Source organism: Fuchsiella alkaliacetigena (assembly GCF_023227765.1).
Lineage (GTDB): Bacteria > Bacillota > Halanaerobiia > Halobacteroidales > Acetohalobiaceae > Fuchsiella > Fuchsiella alkaliacetigena.
The window spans coordinates 1-15843 of sequence record NZ_JALKBZ010000051.1; the positions used below are offsets into that span (position 1 = coordinate 1).

General features: G+C 37.2%; 16 protein-coding genes and 1 CRISPR repeat array. Of the genes, 1 reads left to right on the forward strand and 15 read right to left on the reverse strand.

Annotation, left to right across the window (positions count from 1 at the left end):
* Window positions 1-69: 69 nt before the first annotated feature.
* The 8 genes from MWH30_RS11555 to cas1 all read right to left on the reverse strand — a co-directional run bounded on the left by MWH30_RS11555 (window position 70) and on the right by cas1 (window position 5695).
* Entirely contained in the window at window positions 70-366 is a 297-nt protein-coding gene (locus MWH30_RS11555; RefSeq protein WP_248664244.1) for a PIN domain-containing protein, read from the reverse strand.
* Window positions 341-562 (reverse strand): type II toxin-antitoxin system VapB family antitoxin, encoded by a 222-nt coding sequence (locus tag MWH30_RS11560; RefSeq protein ID WP_248664245.1) that lies wholly within the window; start codon window positions 560-562, stop codon window positions 341-343. Before MWH30_RS11560 ends, MWH30_RS11555 begins: the two co-directional genes overlap by 26 nt.
* 91 nt (window positions 563-653) lie before the next feature.
* Window positions 654-1206: a CRISPR direct-repeat array (repeat unit 37 nt; unit sequence CTTTCAGTCTCCTACTTAACGGAGTAGTCGTTGTAAC).
* Between the two features lie 531 nt (window positions 1207-1737).
* Window positions 1738-2700, reverse strand: a complete 963-nt coding sequence (locus MWH30_RS11565) for a helix-turn-helix transcriptional regulator (protein ID WP_248664246.1) — start codon at window positions 2698-2700, stop codon at window positions 1738-1740.
* Between the two features lie 75 nt (window positions 2701-2775).
* The gene (locus MWH30_RS11570; RefSeq protein WP_248664247.1) at window positions 2776-2937 is read right to left on the reverse strand and encodes a hypothetical protein; all 162 of its coding nucleotides are present in this window, start codon (window positions 2935-2937) and stop codon (window positions 2776-2778) included.
* Window positions 2938-2939: 2 nt separating this feature from the next.
* Window positions 2940-3857 carry a type I-A CRISPR-associated protein Cas4/Csa1 gene (cas4a, locus tag MWH30_RS11575; RefSeq protein WP_248664248.1) on the reverse strand — a complete coding sequence of 306 codons (918 nt, stop codon included), beginning with the start codon at window positions 3855-3857 and terminating at the stop codon, window positions 2940-2942.
* Window positions 3857-4429, reverse strand: a complete 573-nt coding sequence (gene cas4 / locus MWH30_RS11580; RefSeq protein WP_248664249.1) for a CRISPR-associated protein Cas4 — start codon at window positions 4427-4429, stop codon at window positions 3857-3859. The genes cas4a and cas4 overlap by 1 nt, the downstream gene beginning before the upstream one ends.
* A 5-nt stretch (window positions 4430-4434) precedes the next feature.
* On the reverse strand, window positions 4435-4677 hold the full coding sequence (gene cas2 / locus MWH30_RS11585) for a CRISPR-associated endonuclease Cas2 (protein WP_248664250.1): 243 nt from the start codon (window positions 4675-4677) through the stop codon (window positions 4435-4437).
* Window position 4678: 1 nt separating this feature from the next.
* The gene (gene cas1 / locus MWH30_RS11590) at window positions 4679-5695 is read right to left on the reverse strand and encodes a CRISPR-associated endonuclease Cas1 (protein ID WP_248664251.1); all 1017 of its coding nucleotides are present in this window, start codon (window positions 5693-5695) and stop codon (window positions 4679-4681) included.
* A 408-nt stretch (window positions 5696-6103) separates the two neighbouring features.
* On the opposite strand from cas1, the gene MWH30_RS11595 reads away from it, so the two are divergent.
* Window positions 6104-6565, forward strand: coding sequence for a hypothetical protein (locus tag MWH30_RS11595; RefSeq protein WP_248664252.1), 462 nt, complete (start codon window positions 6104-6106; stop codon window positions 6563-6565).
* Window positions 6566-6663: 98 nt separating this feature from the next.
* On the opposite strand, the gene MWH30_RS11600 is transcribed toward MWH30_RS11595, so the two are convergent.
* The 7 genes from MWH30_RS11600 to MWH30_RS11630 form a co-directional block, all read right to left on the reverse strand.
* Window positions 6664-8391 carry a PucR family transcriptional regulator ligand-binding domain-containing protein gene (locus MWH30_RS11600; protein WP_248664253.1) on the reverse strand — a complete coding sequence of 576 codons (1728 nt, stop codon included), beginning with the start codon at window positions 8389-8391 and terminating at the stop codon, window positions 6664-6666.
* 172 nt (window positions 8392-8563) lie between these two features.
* Window positions 8564-9829, reverse strand: coding sequence for a uracil-xanthine permease family protein (locus tag MWH30_RS11605; protein ID WP_308221617.1), 1266 nt, complete (start codon window positions 9827-9829; stop codon window positions 8564-8566).
* 481 nt (window positions 9830-10310) lie between these two features.
* Window positions 10311-12635: a xanthine dehydrogenase family protein molybdopterin-binding subunit gene (locus MWH30_RS11610; protein WP_248664254.1), complete on the reverse strand. Its 2325-nt coding sequence runs from the start codon at window positions 12633-12635 to the stop codon at window positions 10311-10313.
* 39 nt (window positions 12636-12674) lie between these two features.
* Window positions 12675-13142, reverse strand: a complete 468-nt coding sequence (locus tag MWH30_RS11615) for a (2Fe-2S)-binding protein (RefSeq protein WP_248664255.1) — start codon at window positions 13140-13142, stop codon at window positions 12675-12677.
* A gap of 30 nt (window positions 13143-13172) precedes the next feature.
* Window positions 13173-14039, reverse strand: a complete 867-nt coding sequence (locus tag MWH30_RS11620; RefSeq protein ID WP_248664256.1) for an FAD binding domain-containing protein — start codon at window positions 14037-14039, stop codon at window positions 13173-13175.
* Between the two features lie 264 nt (window positions 14040-14303).
* Window positions 14304-15101, reverse strand: coding sequence for a selenium-dependent molybdenum cofactor biosynthesis protein YqeB (gene yqeB, locus MWH30_RS11625; protein ID WP_248664257.1), 798 nt, complete (start codon window positions 15099-15101; stop codon window positions 14304-14306).
* 169 nt (window positions 15102-15270) lie between these two features.
* Complete coding sequence (locus tag MWH30_RS11630; protein WP_248664258.1) at window positions 15271-15759, reverse strand: porin family protein; 489 nt, start codon at window positions 15757-15759, stop codon at window positions 15271-15273.
* Window positions 15760-15843 lie beyond the last annotated feature (84 nt).

Consider the following 15843-nt stretch of genomic DNA (forward strand, 5'->3'; position numbering starts at 1 on the left):
TTTACATTTAAGGGATATATAATTAATAAAAATTTACCCTTGACAAATGAAAATATTTTTTATGCAATGCTAGTGATCTGTCAAGGGAATAGTTATCCCTTTCCTTCTTAAATTAAAAGATATCTTTCCTGCTTTCTTCCAATCCTGCACCTTTCCTTCTAAAAACGGAATAGCGTCTATGCAGTTAAGTAACTTTTCATATTCTTTTTCTGACTTTACCCCCTGAAGTAGTTCAGAAATAATAGGGCCCGCTACAAATATATTATTTTCTATTAAATTTTCTTCTATTACAGCTACTACTTCAGGGCTGTTTTTAAAATATTCAATCCAGATTGAAGTATCAACTATTATTTTTGTTTTCTGCAATTTCTGCACTCCTTAAATTTTCAATAGCTTCTTCATCAAACTCTATTTTTCCTTTTAATTTCATAAGTTCTTGCATCTTCTTAAAACGTATGGCATCCTTTAGAGCATTTTCAACCATTGCTGATTTACTATTAGCTTTATATAATTCTTCCGCTTCTTTCATTACTTCCTCAGAAATATTTAAGGTAGTTCTCATCATCATCAACTCCTTCATACATATTATACATCAAAATTATATGAAATTCAAAAATGATCAAATCTCAAGATCACCTAGGTCTCCTTCAGTATCTTCAGTCTCCTACTTAACGGAGTAGTCGTTGTAACAAAATCAGGATGATACACACTAATTTCGTAATCACCTTTCAGTCTCCTACTTAACGGAGTAGTCGTTGTAACATTACAGCTTCACTAGGGGGCGGGACTGGAACTTTCTTTCAGTCTCCTACTTAACGGAGTAGTCGTTGTAACTTGTTAGGTGAAGCTGCTGGTCGTGATATGGAAGAATCTTTCAGTCTCCTACTTAACGGAGTAGTCGTTGTAACAAAGTTGGGGCGACAAAGAAATAGCAATTTATGATACTACTTTCAGTCTCCTACTTAACGGAGTAGTCGTTGTAACGAGCTTTTGAATTTTCGGGTTGGTATTATATTGAAACCTTTCAGTCTCCTACTTAACGGAGTAGTCGTTGTAACCCCGCTTTAGTTGAAATAAATGAAAATGTTGAGTATAACTTTCAGTCTCCTACTTAACGGAGTAGTCGTTGTAACTCCTAACTGCAGTAGTAGTTTCCACCGCGATTTTGTCTTTCAGTCTCCTACTTAACGGAGTAGTCGTTGTAACCGCGAAAATCACAAAATACAATCCCTATCATATCAAGGATCAGAACACTTCGCCAACCTCAAATCCTGAGCAAACTTTCGCAAACTGAATCTTGCAGCAAAACCCGGGGGGTTTGCGAAATCCGCTTATCCCTTGAAATAACAGGCTTCAACCGAAATCTAAGAACTGACTAGTTCTATTACCAAGCACCTTCAAAGCCTAATTTTCACCCAGTTTGCGAAAAAACTATTTAGCTCTACTTAATTTACTTCTAGAATTAACCTATAATTCCTGCTTGAAATTATTATTATTTTCCAAAAAATCACTATCTTTAAGTTTATAAGGCTAATCTTCAGATTTGTCCTTCCCCTCCTTCAACCCTTCAATAGATGCACTACCCAGTTCAAGAATTAAAACTCTAAATAAATCACAAATTATATAAATAAGAACAGGCACAAACCTTATCGTTACGTAAATAATAGCCCAAATTACACCAACACCAAAGAAAAAAGTAGGAGAGATCATCTCAACAGCTACTCTCTTTTTAGTATTCTATAGATAAAACCTTCTCATTTCCTCAATCTCAGCTATAATCTCCTCCTTCAAACTCTCCGGCGCAAGCACTTCAGCATACTTCCCAAATCCCAGAATCCACTTCTTAATCTCATTTTTACTACAGGTCTCCACAGTAACTAATAAACTCCCATCAGGTAACTCCTCTACTTCCTGGCTAGGATGATACTTATTTCCCTTAATCCATCTAGCCAGTTTTTCCTTAAATTTAACCTTAACTTCTAAAGTCTCTTTCCTGCGTTCTACACCCCAAGCATCTCCCAAATAGTCTTTAAGCGAAAAATCATCAGGATATTTGAACTCATCCTCTGTTACCTCGATCTCTTTAATCCGGTCTATCCGGAATACTTTAACCTCATCTCGCCAATGACAATAAGCAATCAAGTACAAAAAACCATTTCTACAATCGATCACATAAGGAGATAATACCCGTTCGCTTATTTCATCCCGAGTATATGTATAATACTTAATCCACAAGTTTACCTCTTCTCTAATAGCCTGATCTATAGTATTGATCACTTCAACATTATTTTTAACCAATAGCTTCAGATCAATATTAACCCTTTCTTCCAACTTAGTTGCCAGCTCAATTAGATCTTCAGATAACTCTTTCTTGATTTTGGCTGTAGCCAGCTTCATCTGTTTAAAATAAGTAATATCACCATCATTGAGCAAAGCATTACTCCCCACTATCAAGGCCAAAGCTTCAGGAATACTCAAGTCTTTAATTTCAACCCGACAGTCACCTCGAATCTTATAACACCCTTCTATACAATCAATGATTACTCCGGCCTCCTCCAACACAGTTCGATACCGATAAAAACTACTCTCAGATATCCCTAGTCTATCCATTATATCTTGTCTGCTATAAATAGCATACTTCCCATCAAGCAAAGTAACAAATTCAATTAACCTTCCTACTTTTCCTGCTAATTCTGACATCAAAATCCCTCCTTTATCTATATATTTAATAACCTTCTGGGAAAACTTTCTGATACCTCTAAAATTATACATTGCCTACCTTTGTAACTCTTCACTTTTTAAAAATCTTTTATCTCTAATTGCTAAATTATCCTCTTTAATCTCTCCTAAAGAACAAAAAGGACAGTCTTCTAACTCCTGCTTCCCCTGCGGAGTCCAGTACCAAAGATCACACTTAGCACAATACTTTCTTTTCATTTTTAATGGCACTCCTTGTAATAAGGACAGTCTTGATAGCAGTTCTCAGCAACCCCAGGATCAATCCCTTCCGACACCATTCTCATCTTTTCATCCCGCTCTTCAATAAACCACTGGCGCAGTTCATCATCTATCAGGTGAAAGTCCCTTTTAATTACCAAGCGCTCCTCCTTAAACTCTGGATAAATAATTGCGCCAATAGTTACCGGAAAGGAATAAACCGACTCCATCACCAGTGCATAGCCAGTAGTAGTCAATTTATGAAAGTCTCTCGGTTTACCAAACTTTAAATCAAGGATCATTGGCTCCGAAAAATTGAGGGCATCCGCGCTGAGATGAGGGCTTAAGCCTAAAAAAGAACCGTCTAATTTATGTTCTACAGTAATAGGAATAGCCATATTAACCAGAGAATCTTCGTTTATATAAGGCTGTTTAGCTAATAAATCCTGAATTCTAAAAACTAAACGATTACACTCAAAGCTCCACAGTAGCTCTATTTTCTCTTTTAACTGCTGATAAAAACTTTCTTCAATTCCCTCCTGCCATTTTTGCAAAGCTTTAAAACTAGGCACTTCTAGTTCTTTTATTATCTTGCTTAATCCATTAACCCCGTGTAAATAAGTAAGTTTCTTAGCCCTAATCAACAGCTCCGCTAATGTATTATGAAAAATGCTCCCCCGAATCATAGCCTGATTCCACTTCACTCCTATTCCTTCCACCTTCCGTAAATAAAGATCTCTACCTGTCGGGCAGTACTTACCAGCAATCTCAAATAACCCTAATCTTTGTTCATAAATAGGCTCTAAAGGAGGTTGGTTCCAGTTCCAGCCTCGTAAATCTTCGACCACCTCACTCTGTCGTGACTTGGGTAAAAGTCCTCTCACTAGCTTCTGCTTTTCTTCTTCAGTTAAAAAGTACATTACACATCACCACAGAAATTTCGATATTCACAGCCCCTACATTTCCCTCGCTCCTGTGTTGCTTCCGGCATTAATTCCAACTCTATCAACTCCCTGATCTTATTAATGATCTCCTTTACCTTTTTCCGCAAATTAGAAGTCATTTCCACTTCAAAAGTCTCTTTATTAGGAATCAGATGGATTAAACCTTTTCTGATTGAAGTCTGGTACTGATCTTCAATTAACAGCCCATAAGCAGCTAACTGATACTTATGATTCAGCCTTGGTTTTCTAGTGGAATACTTTAATTCAATAGGAATATACTCATCCTCCTTAACTACTAATAAATCCATCTTCCCTCTCAAAGCTAGTCTGGCAGAATAAAGATCTATCCCGCATCTTTTTTCTCCCTCTTCTAAGCCATACCTCTGTAGAGTCCGTCGCTTTTCCAACTCTTCGACTCGCTCATGTTTATCCTTACCGTAATCCATCTTGTAGGTTTTTTTAACCGATAGCGGCATACAGTAAGTGAAGTAAATAATTCGCTGACAGTACATAAACTGCTTCACATCAGTCACCTTAATTTTTAACATCTTTATCACCTGTCTATCTCTCGTTGAAGCTTAATATCCTTACTACAAATAGGATAAAGCTGAATATTTCCCGTCTCATCTCCTAAAATTTTACTTACTTTTAACATCAACTCCTCCCGCCGATTATGGCTCAACTGTCCTAAAAAAGCACTCCATTGAATTCTTTTTAAAGCATAATCTTTGCAGGTTTCAGCTACCTTATTTCTAATCCTATCGTTAGAGATGTCATAAATAAGTAAAACATGCATCCTACCACCCACTTACAAAAGGCTGATACTCTCTTTTTCCCCGCAAATAAGCAGCAATACTTCTAGCCTGGCGTTGCAAAATAACTTCAAGTCTATACTTCTTACCTTCATAGCGTTCTTTACTCTTCAATCTCCCTAAAACTTTATCGGCAAATTTGTGTCGACAATCATCAGCTAACTGCCCTTTTTCCAACTCAAAATTCATCCCTTGGTTGAGTAAACCGATTACCGTTTTATCTACTACCGTCTGTCTAAACTCCTCTATTAAGTCTAATACCAAAGAAGGCTTACCGGGACGATCGGCATGTAAAAAGCCTGCGAACTGATCTAAGCCAGCTCTTAAAATAGCACTGCTCACTCTTGAATAAAGAATCCCATAACCATAGTTTAAAAGGGAGTTTACTAAATCATTAGCCCCTCGTCCTTTACGTCCAGGAAAATCAATTTCCTTTGGAATCACCTTTTTTACTACTTGCCAGTACTGCTTAGCTGCTCGACCTTCGATAGATAATATATACTCTCGCACCTCATCTATTTGCTGACCTTCTATCTCAGCTAACTCTTTCTTAATCTTCTTAATTTTATCAAGCTGCTTATAAATTAGTTTATACAACTCTCTATCCTGCTTTTTGCGATACTTGGCCAAATACTTAAGCAAAACCAGTTGATTCTCTATTTTTCCTTTAGCAAAAGCAATTGAAAGTCTTATTCCCCGTTCGTCTTGATAAGCAAGTAACTGTTGGCGCCGAGTTTTAACCGTTCCCGACATAGCTGAAGGAACCAGTTTAGCTAGATGCTGGCCATTATAAGCTACAAAATCAATCTGTATCCCTGCCTTAGCACACTCATTAACCAAGGCTGAAGAAAGTGAAACTGCCGGAGTGGTTATCAAAATCTCTTTTAACTTAAAAAAGGGAATCTCTTTAAGTACTTCTTTTTTCTTCTTAAGTACTACTCGTTCACTCTTTTTACCTATAAATACCCCGTAATCGGAAACAACTAATGATTTATCTCCCATCTTTCTCACCCCTTTGAAAATCAGTATAACATGCTCTATTCCCAACACCCTGAGAACCAAAGAGAAAAAGTCATAAACTAATCTACTCAATTTTTTATTAATTTTCAGAAAATTATTAATTTTTAGCAAGGTTTTTCGTTTTAAATGAAGAACTTATTATATTAGAAATCGAAAACTTAAACCTCTGGATATTTTATCTAGAAGCTTTTTTCTCACAATATATTATAATTTTTTAGATTATTTTTAGATTGATTTGTTATAATTACATATAAGATTACTTTGCTAAGCAAAAATATCAAATATAAAGCTAATATTTTCTAAATTAAATTTCAAGCAGGAATTAGTCAATTTTTAATGAAATATGATTATTAGAAGCTAATTTCCTTTAAAGTGAGGGGGCGAAGTAAAATGAAAAATAATATTAACGATAAAGTTGAAGAGGTATTATCAAGAATAGAAAATGAAAAAGATATTGATAAGATAGTTAAAGAGGTAGTTAAGAAAGATACAACTTTAGATAAAGAAACAATGAAAAAACAGATAGATCAACTAAAAGAAGAAGTTGAAAAGATCAGAAAGGAAAAAGAAAAAAAGGAAGAAAAACTAAACCAAGTAATGAAAATAGATGAACTTGAAGATTTAGAAGATGTAGACAATAGGGACTTAGAAGAAATTGAATGGTCTAGCGAAACTGAGAGAAGGAAAGCAGCTAATAAGCTAATCCATTTGGCTGAAATGATTAAGGAAAATGAATATCTAGAAAAAGAAACTTTAAAAACCTTTAATTTTTACCGTGAAAAATTAGTTGACCGCTGTTTGCAGGAAAAAGACTTTGGAGAGCGAGTAGCTAACTTAATAAAAAGAAAATAAAAGTTTAAAAGTGGGAGTTTTTTAGCATTTTATCAATTACCCTAAAATATAACCTCCCACTAGAACAACTCTATAATTATCAGATTCTAAATAAGCCTCTAATCATAAAAATCCAACAGCTTCAATCCCATTTCTAGACTCAATCTTTTTTCATGGTCATTAAGATTTACATTTAGTATCTCTTGAATTCTTTTGATTCGATACAAAACACTATTATAGTGTAAAAATAGCTTCTCGGAAATCTTTTTTAAGTTACCATTACATCTAAAATACTCCTTTAGAGTATTAATAAAATCCGTATTATTCTGCTGGTCATACTCTAAAAGAGGTTGAATAGTATCTGCCAAAAAAGAATCTATTTCAGTAGGACTTAGATTATAAATTAATCTATACACACCTAGCTCTTCAAAAAAGTGTACTTGTTTAGAGAAGTTAATATCCTGCACTACCTTTAAAACACTACGAGCTTCCTCATAACTATCCTGCAATTTTTGGATGTCTTGATAGTAGTTTCCTACTCCCACTACTACCTTCCCAGTTAAAATTCTTTGAATAATCTTGATTAATTTTCGAATAAATTCCTCTATTTTTTCTTTAATCTCCTGTTTAGCTAATCCTTGTTCTAAAAAATCCTGAGCTGAATAAAGCATAATTATATTAGTTCCCCTATCACCTAAGATTAGTTGCTGAGCAGAAAAGCTCTTAAAATAAGAGTTTAGCTCAGTTAAAATTTTAGATCTCAACTCTTGGATTCTTTTCTGGTCAAAATCCAAGTTAGCTAATCCATTACTCAGATCAAAAATCAACACAGCATAAGCTTGATTAAGTTCCCAACCCATCGAAACAGCTCGATCGTTAATAGTAGTCCGCGAATCAAATCTACCGTTGAGAATATCAAAGAGCAGTTCATTCTGATATCTACGTTCCACCTCAAAGATAGCCTGTTGGTTCATCATCTCCAAAGCAGCTACTGTCGAGGAGCGTTCAATAGCTAACAAATCTACTTTCTTAAACTGACTATTTAACTCCCAGGTAAAAATATAGCCTTGTACTTTTCCACCACCAATAATAGGTAAAGACATCTGCAATAGCTTTTTATCGTTTATTTCCACTTCGGTACGTTTAAATCTACCTACTGATCTATCCTCTTTAATTAAGGATTTGGAAAGATAATAGCTACCGAAGCTTTCTATAGTGAAATCTTCCTCTTTAGCTTTCTGATTAACTAAGTCTGCTAGTGAAAATAATTTATTATCGGCTCGGGCCCAGGATAACACCTTAAACTCAGCATCCACAATTAATACTGGATTAGCAATTAAGCTGCTTAAATTTTCAGCTATTTCATTTAGACCTCCCCCTTTTAACACTACATTCATCATATCTTCGTGCATACTTAAAGATTTCCTTAAGAAGCTAGCTTGAACATTGAGAATTTCACTTAAAACTGGTTTAATTAATTCCGAAAATGAAGCAGCATAAGGAAGCTCTAATAAAGGAAAGTCTAATCGATTAGCCTGATTAATCATCAACTCTGGAATCTTCTCAATATATCTACCTGTCTTAATTGCTAAACCGGCTAAATTCTTTTCCGCTAACTTAGGTATTAAGTTACTTAAAGCTTCACAATCATCCTTGATCGAATAAGCTGTAGTCAATAACAACTCTCCCTCTTTAACCCACTGGGAAATATCAGGCACCTCCATAATATTAACCTGTTTAATACTATTATCAATTCCTGCTGCTCCAGCAACCAAGTTAGTACCTTTAAAGGCTTCTAACTCTAAGATTTCTGCAACTGTAATTCCTATTTTATTTGTTAGCTCCATTCCAAACTCCCCCAAAATTTCATTATCTATCAATTTAAACTAATATGCTCAACAATAACCTATCAGAGATTATAATTCTTGTCAACACAGTTCATTCTAAAAGAAACTCCCCTATCCACTCAATACTTAAGTAGATAAGGGAGAAAAGTAAAGCGTATTAATTTATTAAATGCTAGGCCTCTTCAACTTCTTGGGGCATAGGTAAGATAATATTTAATAAAATACCTATAATAGCCGCTAAGCCCATTCCTTCTAGTTCTATTCCTAGCATTGGAATAGAAACTGGTAAGCCACTAACTCCAATGACTAAAATAGTAGACACAATAACTAAATTTCGATTGCTATTTAAATCTACTTTATTATCAATCAAAGTTCTCAAACCTACTACAGCAATCATTCCGAAGAGTAAGATTACTACTCCTCCCATTACCGGTTCTGGAATGGAGCGAATTAAAGCTCCTAACTTATCAACAAAGCTGAATACTAACACTACTATAGCAGCTAATTCAATTATGAAAGGGTTATAAACCTTAGTAATAGCCAAAACTCCTATGTTTTCACCATAAGTAGTATTCGGCGGCCCTCCAAATAAGGAAGCAAAGGTAGTAGCTATTCCGTCACCTAGCAAAGTTCTATGTAAGCCAGGATCATTAATAAAGTCTCTATCTACCGTACCTCCTAGAGCAATTACATCTCCCAAATGCTCTACCATAGTCACTACAGCAATCGGAGCTACAATAGTAATAGCCGGTAAGCTAGCTCCAATATCTTCCGTTACAAAGAAAGTAAAGTTAGGTATTGATACCCAAGCAGCTTCTTGCACTATAGAAAAGTCCACTAAACCCACAAAAGCAGCAAAGATATAACCACAAATAATTCCTATCAAAACAGGGATTACTTTAATTAAACCCTTACCAAATACACTAACTGCAATTGCTACAAATAAGGTAAAGAAAGCTGTAGGCAGATGCCCCATAGACATATCTTTAGCTACCGGAGCTAAACCTAAACCGATAGTAATAATTACGGGCCCTACCACTATTGGCGGCAAATACCTATCGATAAATCCAGTCCCCGCCTTAGCAATTATTATTGAAACTATAGTGTAAATAATTCCAATTACAAAGCAACCTATCATTGCTCCCGCCACTCCATAACCTTCACTGGCAGCAATAATCGGCGCAATAAAGGCAAAGGAAGAACCCAAATAAGCCGGCACCTTTCCTCGAGTAATCAAATGAAAGATTAAAGTACCCACTCCCGAAGTAAATAAAGCCACCGAAGGGTCTAAACCAGTTAAAGCGGGAACTAAGATCGTAGCTCCAAACATAGCAAACATATGCTGAACAGCTAAAATCAGTTTCCCGGGAGCGGATAAGTTATCCTGACGCAAACTCGGCTTATCCATCTCTGTTGACTGCACAGTTTCACTATTCATATTTTTAACCTCCTTTAAATTTAAAATCTTGACCTGAACTTATGTGCTAATTGAAGTTATATTAATGTTTTGTTTCATTAGTTTACAGTTTACAGCGTATAGTGGATAGTTGAAGTTCAAAGTCAAGATCAAGGGCGGTTTGACACTGACTAAAATCTGACTAAGTTCTGACTAGATCTTAAAACATAAAATCAAAAATTTAGAACCATATTAAAATTAAGCTTGAATTAAAACTTTAGGTTTTATTCGTGGTTTCAAAAGTTTTTATGATTTTACGTTTTAGTCATGTTTTAGTCATCACTTAGTCTGTGTCAAATAGAACTTGACCTTTATCTCTTGAACTTTATTTGTCCTTTGTCATCTATCATTTATCATTTGCTCTTAACGCAACAATCTATCTATTAAACTAAGCCTCCAATTAGCACCACAAACTGATCTATATAAACGAGAATAGCATTTTATCTATTCCCTATTTTTTTAATTAGCCCTTACTTTCTTTCTCAGCCAAAGCCTGCAAAATTTTCTCCGGAGTAATTGGCAGCTCCTTAATTCTAACTCCAATAGCATCATAGACAGCATTAGCAATTGCTGGGGCAGCTGGAATCATAGCTGGTTCACCAATTCCGCGAGCTCCATAAGGGCCCTCCTCCAAAGCCGTCTCCAACATATTACTCTTAATTTCAGGAATATCCATAGCCGTCGGAATCTTATAGTCCACAAATGAATTATTGAGTACCTCACCTTCTTCAATAATCAACTCTTCCAAGATAGCCGTACCGTAACCCTGAACTAGTCCTCCCTCTAACTGTCCTTCAGCTAATTGAGGGTTAATCACCTTACCTAAATCAAAGGTGGTAGTCATCTTCAAAACCTCCACCTGACCGGTTTCAGTATCCACCTCCACCTCAGCTCCATGACAACCAAAGGTCCAGTGATTAACGGTCTTGCCTTGTCCATATTCATCCAAATTAGTAATTCCCTCCGGCATATATATACCGCGACCGATAACCTGTCCACCTCGACCACTACCATCGGCATACTGCAAACCCAAAGCATACTTACTAATCGGTACTCGCTTATCTTCATTAGCCGGCTCAGTAGTATCAAAGATAATTCCTTCTTCAATATCTAAATCTGCTGCTTCTACTCCTAAATCCTCAGCTGCATAATCAAAAAGCTGCTCTCTAGCATCTTCTGCTGCTCTAACTACGGCATTACCAGTAGAAAAAACGGTCCTACTCCCTACTGTCTGCCAGTCGTGAGGGGTATAGTCAGTATTAGGAGTAGAGACATTAATATCATCAATAGCAACTCCCAAGGTTTCAGCAGCAATCTGAGCCAAAGAAGTATAAGTCCCCTGTCCCATCTCGGTAGCAGTAATTATTAGATTGATACTTCCATCAGCCAGAATCTGAATTAAAGCACTGGAAGAAGCATTAGGCGGAGTAGAAGGGCCCTTATAAGCGCCAGCAATTCCCTTACCTCTTAGCTTAGTAGGACTAGTACTCTCTTCTTCTTTCTCTAATTCTATCTGTTCAGCAGTCACTTCTAAACATTCACTATAAGCTACATCCTGCATTACTTCACTAGTCACCGTCAGCGAGCCATCCTGCAAGGCATTTTTCAGTCTGATCTCCAAAGGCGATAAACCTAGTTCTTCAGCAATACTATCTAGATGCTGCTCAATTCCCCAGTGAACTTCACACATACCAAAGCCACGATAAGCACCGCTGACCGGGTGATTAGTATAAACACAGTAAGAGTCAGCTTTGACATTGGGAATTTCATAAGGGCCCGAACAGGAATAACCACCAGTCTTAGTCACATTTACAGCGTAATCATTATAAGCACCAGCATCCCAAATATACTCTATCTCCTGCGCAACTATATCTCCGTCCTCCTTAACTCCAGTTTTATAGTTGGCATAGATTCCCGGCCTTACCGTAGCACAATGAAACTCCTCCTGACGACTATAAGTCAGCTTCACTGGTCGCTCTCGAACTAAGGAAGATAAGCAAATAGCTATCGGAGTCTCCGGGGTTAAGCCAGCCTTACCACCAAAACCACCCCCGATCGGAACAGTTTCCACTTGAATCTGATTTAAAGGCTTATTAAAGATTACCCCTAGCAGTTCTCTTAAAGCATCGGGAGACTGAGCACTGGCCCAAATCTTCAGCTTACCATCTAAATTATAACGGGCTATAGTAGAATGAGTCTCAATAGGTACATGTTGAACCATCGGTGTTTGGTACTCATCTTCAAATATATAGTCCGCTTCAGCAAAAGCTGCTTCCACATCTCCTTTTCTTAACTTGAAGTGATTGCTAATATTACTATCGGGCACTGGATCTATAAAGTCAGCATGATTGTACTGATTAATATTTTCATGAATCAAAGGAGCATCCTCCTGCATAGCTTCACAAGGATTAAACAGTCCCGGCAACTCCTCATACTCCACTTCAATTAACTCCACAGCCTGCTCAGCCACCTCGGGAGTTTCAGCAGCCACAGCAGCCACAGGATCACCAACATACCTCACCTTTTCCTGAGCCAAAACCGTTCTATCACCTATGTATAAACCGGTTATATTAGGAAAGCAGCGACCAGTAATTACTGCCTTTACTCCTGGTAACGCCTCAGCTCGGGAAGTATCCACCTCTAAAATTCTAGCGTGAGCATAAGGGCTTCTTAATACCTTGGCGTGTAATAAGTTAGGGAACTTCATATCATCTACATAACGAGCAGCTCCAGTTACCTTTTCAACTCCATCTTTGCGATTTACACTTTTACCAATTACCTTCCCCATTCTTATTCCTCCTTTCTCCTATCAATTAATATTTAAAAATCAACTATTTTTTTCAGCTACAGCTATGATAGCCTCTATAATCTTTTCATAGCCTGTACAACGACAGAGATTGCCAGCAATAGCTTCCTTGACCTCTTCTCGAGTCGGATTAGGATTTCTATTCAATAAAGCCTTAGCCGACATAATCATCCCCGGAGTACAGTAGCCACACTGCAAGGCAGCATAATCAATAAAGGCCTGTTGTAACTCATGTAGTTCTGTCCCACTAGCTAAACCTTCAATAGTCTCCACTTCCTTACCGTCGGCCTCTATGGCCAAGACCAAGCAGGCATTAACTACCTTTCCCTCCAAAAAAACGGTACAGGCCCCACACTCCCCTTCATTACAGCCATTCTTAGCTCCTGTTAAGTCTAAATCCTCTCTTAAAAAGTTCAATAAAGTTTGATTAGGAGTAACCTCTTCACTTCTCAGTTCCCCATTAACCGTTACTTTTATCTTCTCCTTCATCGCTCTTCCCCCCTACACTACAAGATTAAGCTATTCCCAAGAATCTATGACTTTTTCAATAGCCCTTCTCAGCTGTACCTTAACCATCTTCAATCTATAATCCTTACTAGCTCGCAAATCAGTAATTGGAAAAATAGCCTCTCCAGCAGCTTGTACTGCTTTATCAATTATATCTTCATTAAGCTCACTTTCATTTAGTATTTTTTCGGCTTGATAAGCTCTAATAGGTGTAGGTGCTACAGCTCCTAAAGCGACTTTAAAACGATAACCTAAGTCACCCTCTTCTGCTATCACAGCTACTCCAACAGTAGCTAAATCTACTGCTTTTCTTCGTGAATGCTTGATATACCTTCCTTTCACTGCTCCTGACGGCTTAGGCAGCCTAAGCTCAGTTACTATTTCTCCCGTTGACAACCGATTCTGGCCCGGGCCCACTAAAAAATCCTTGACCTTCATTATTCGACTCCCCTCCAACCCCACCATCTCCACTTCTGCTTCTAAAGCTACTAACGGAGCTAAAGTATCAGCTGCTGGTGAAGAGTTACAGAGATTACCACCTATGGTAGCCCTGTTTCTAAGCTGATAAGAACCTACAGTCTGGGCTGCTTCAGCTAAAAGCGGCCAATGTTTTTGAACCACCTTTGAAGCAGCAATATCATTTAAAGAAGTTGCTGCTCCTAAACGTAAGATTTGATTTTCCTTATCATATTTGATCCTATCAATATCAGTTAAGCCTTTAATATCAACTATGTAATCAGGAGCTAAATCTCCTTCCTGCATAGCCACAAGCAGATCTGTGCCTCCAGCTAAAACCTTAATATTATCAGCATAAGCCTTTAAAAGCGAAGCTACATCCTTGACTTGGCTGGGTTTAAAGTATTCAAAGTTATTAATCATCCCCGACACCTCCCCACAGTTTTGTGAATTTTTTAATTTTTAAGAAAATTTCAAGTCAAAAGTATCATTCCTTATAGTGTTAAATTTCTTCCTGCTATTTTCTAAGACCTTCGTGAAAATCTTATGAAAATTATAGTTTATTTTTATGATAATTCTATAAAAATACCACTAATTAACTTTAAACAGCTACTTTAAGAGCTCAAACTACTAATGTGAAAAATATGTTAGCTATATGTTATATTATAAGTAATTCTAATCTCAAAGTCAATTATCAATATTAACAAGTATAGCCATCAAAATTGCTCCTCCTAAGCTACGTGCCTTATCAGAAATAGTATAACAGTTTTTCTTTCTACCTCGCGGATCTATATCTCCTAGCTTAGTACCTTCTTTAACACTAACCCCTGACTTCAAAAGTCCTCGAATCACTCCCGAAACTTCAGCCTGCACAGCCGACTGCTCTACATAACCAAAAACTTCTCCGGCAGCAATTTCTTCTCCGATAGCCTTAGCAGGCTTAAAGTTACCTTTGTGAGGACTCTTTAATACTCTTTGCTCTGTATAGCCAGCAATTTCACCTGGCACTCCGGTATTAGCCTCCGCTTGACCATTATAGATAAGTCGACCTAAATTATGACCCCGCTTAGTCTCAATTACTATATCTGCATCGCAAGCAGCTTCAAAGCCCGGGCCCAGAGCAATCACCAAAGGAGCATCCTCAATATCAGTACCCAGATTTCTTTTAGCCATAGTAGCATCTACCACCACCTGCGGCTGCCAAAAATTTATCACCTCCGCCTGCGGATCAACTAAGATTGGTACTTGGCCTTGTTCAAGTACCGATTCTATTTCTCCAAAGTCAACCGCTTTTTTAGCCATTACCCCCTCTACTACAAAGGAGCCCTGATAAATAGCTTCAGCAAAGGAAACAGTACGTCTCACTACCAAAGGTTGAGCTAACTCAGTAGCTACTACCTGAAAGCCAGCTTGAGCTAAGTAATAAATCACCCCACTAGCTAAGTCGCCAGCTCCTTTGACTACTACCTTAGTATCTGTAATCACAACTATCAACTCCTATTGTATACAATAATCTCAACAAGCATAATTATAATTTCTGCTTAATACTATCTTTATCCTGTATGATCTTATAAACATAAAAAATAAAACAACAAAAAAAGAGCTATGGAAAAATCCACTTTCTCCACAGCCCTTAAAAAATCTAAGTTAAATATTAAAATCTATAGTGAGTTCCTACTCCAAAGGTAATAGCAGTAAAGTCATAGTAGTCTAGATCAACTAAACCTATCCCTAATTCAACAGTACTGCTTAACGGTGGAAAGTCTTCATCAAAAGCTTGCCAATCATACTCATATCCTGCTCCGCCAGCAACACCAAAGGAAGTTTCAGTACTAGTAGTAGTATAATCATAACGCCAAATCCCAGCTCCGGCATAGCCATACATTCGCCAATACTCATCTTCTTGAAAGTTATATCTTCCTCTCAAAGAATATGTACTAATCGTACCCAAAGGCCCTAAAATCCCTTGCACCGAAATTTGATCAGTTAACTGCATCACTCCGCTTATTCCATAGCTAGGAAATGAAGCTAAAAAACCAACTGCATACTGCTCTGAATCTCCCTCTTCAGCAAATACAGTACCTGTAACCGCTAACAATAAAGCCAAAACTAATGCCAGAACCAATATTCTTTTTTTAGACATATATTCTCCTGCTTATAAAAATCTATACAAAACTAACTATAGACCACAATTTCACAGGATTACAATTGTGTAGGATGCAATCGC